Raw genomic sequence first — 2,102 nt, 5'->3', positions numbered from 1 at the left:
CATATTTGCTATAACCGATACTTCCATTGACATAAAAGTTATAAAAATCGGAATCACTTTCAAAGTGGTGTGTCATAGGGAAGAAGAATGTATCAAGTGTTTGATCCTTGCTTCCAAATTCATATGAACCTGAACTGATAATGTTTTCTGAGGTAAAGAAGAGTATGGTATTGGCTGACTTAATATATACATTTTCTAACTCGCTTTGAAAGTCCGCATGTGCTTGAGAAAGCAAAAGTGTTGATAGTAGTGGTAATAGTATTATTCTCTTCATAATATGCTTGCCTTTATTTTAATGTTGTACTGTTCACTAACTTCAATTGCCAAGAAGCTTCACCCTTGATCAGTTTATATTGAAGTTGTCGTATTCCGCCTTTTGGACAACAGTTTGGATCACCTTCATTATAGACGGGGAAACGTCTTGCCAGAGAGTTTTCTATGATAGTAAATTCATCATGACCCATATACCCGATACTGTTCACTTTGTCATATGCCAATGGTGCCATATAGATCTCAGAGAGTGATTTTTTGTTGTTTGCACTATACGCCACAAGACTACCGTAACTACCGCTTCCAGCAGAGTTTATATAGACATAGATCTCAGGAGAACCATCTGCATTTATATCTGCTATTTCAGCACCAGTTACGCTACCATCAATTTCATGTTTCATACCACTGTTTACGATTTCAAGATTACTTGGAGTGATCGTCAATTGATTGATCGCTCCTTCGTTGGTAGTTACAACATGAAAGTTGATGCCCTGTAGGGAGAATGTTTCATCAAAATGATTTATACTCCCCGTAGCTTGCTTTTTATCATCTTTAAGTTGATACTTTTCTTTGAGCTCTTGAATACGCTGTTGATAAAGCTCAGCCATGTATGTTTCGGCATCTTTTACTTTCCAGCACTCATTTCGACCTTTTATCCATCCTCTTTGATAGGCTTTTAGCATATCTTCTTTGGGTGCTTTTATTAAAGCCTGCTTATAGACATGAGAGAGTTCTCTGTCAAGATCGATGAGTCTATCAGATCCGCAGATGATAGCTTCACAACTTTCTTCCTCTACTTTAGAACAGTCAAAACTAGGCTGGTTTGCATGGAGAGAAAATGTTGAAAATGTCAAAACAAGTAAAATATTTCTAATCTCTTTTATGGCCATTTAAAATCCTCTAATGCGTTCTATCATACGCTTTGATATCTCTTTTGAAAGCTTCAAGTTCCTGGTTCAAGAGCTGTCCGTAGTTTCCTCTCATAACGATAACTTTTGTACCTACTTCAACCCATTTGAACATTGCCTCAACATCTTTCCTTCCAACATGAATACAACCGTGAGAAAGTGCTCTTGTATTACCTAAATGTAAAGCTATACCATCTTGGGTAAACAACATTTCAAAGTCCATATTGTTTTTACCGTCTGGGGAAGGGTGGGCTGCTGACATATGGTAACGTCTTTTTAAAAGTACATGAAAGATACCCGTAGGTGTTTCATGACCGCCATAAGCACCAGAAGCGATGTCGTCTACCCACCAGATCGTTCCATCTTCATCGACAGCATATGATTTTCCTTCACTTCCAGGCTCACTTACAGAGACAACAATGATCTTTTGACCTTTTAGGTCTATTATCTTTGTATCACCATTTTTATCGGTAAGTTCAAATTTTGTGATACTTAGTGGCCTGATCGTTTTAGGTTGTTTTTTAAATTTGGAAACAACCACTTCTCTTTGATCATTTGCTTGCACTAAAGTTCCCAATAGACAAACAGCCAGTACTGCTATAAATATTTTTTTCATACGCCATCCTTTTTAATTTTAGTATTTCATAACACTAACTTTTTCACTCTTTTCCTTTACATTGCAGACGGCCATCTTCCCAACCTACACGGTAACTTGTGCTATTGTTAAAGAGATAATGGTCTTTGGTATAGTCACCATCTGCTGTTTTACAGGCATCCTGAACACCTTTTTTAAAAGTTGCATCTCTGTCTGGACCAAAGTTTATACCTTGATAGACATAGTCATTTGAATGTGTGATCTTTGAAGAGCCACAGGCCGTCAATAGGAGACCTGTAAGTATGGCTGAAGTTATTATTTTTGTATAT

Annotated in this window: 4 protein-coding genes; all 4 read right to left on the bottom strand. The window is 37.2% G+C overall.

The genetic code is table 11. The annotated features are described in order from the left end of the window. Positions 1 to 274: hypothetical protein (locus WBM70_RS02975; protein ID WP_424557030.1), on the bottom strand; the 274-nt coding region annotated here is incomplete at its 3' end. 13 nt (positions 275 to 287) lie between these two features. Continuing rightward, positions 288 to 1,160, bottom strand: a complete 873-nt coding sequence (locus WBM70_RS02970) for a PliI family lysozyme inhibitor of I-type lysozyme (RefSeq protein ID WP_424557029.1) — start codon at positions 1,158 to 1,160, stop codon at positions 288 to 290. A gap of 10 nt (positions 1,161 to 1,170) precedes the next feature. Next, complete coding sequence (locus tag WBM70_RS02965; RefSeq protein WP_424557028.1) at positions 1,171 to 1,794, bottom strand: L,D-transpeptidase; 624 nt, start codon at positions 1,792 to 1,794, stop codon at positions 1,171 to 1,173. Between the two features lie 43 nt (positions 1,795 to 1,837). Next, positions 1,838 to 2,102, bottom strand: a 265-nt coding sequence (locus WBM70_RS02960) for a hypothetical protein (protein ID WP_424557027.1), incomplete at its 5' end; no start/stop codon positions are given.

Source organism: Sulfurovum sp. (genome assembly GCF_049668085.1).
Lineage (GTDB): Bacteria > Campylobacterota > Campylobacteria > Campylobacterales > Sulfurovaceae > Sulfurovum.
Note: the sequence above shows the minus strand (reverse complement) of the source record. Positions and strands in the feature narration are given on the sequence as shown.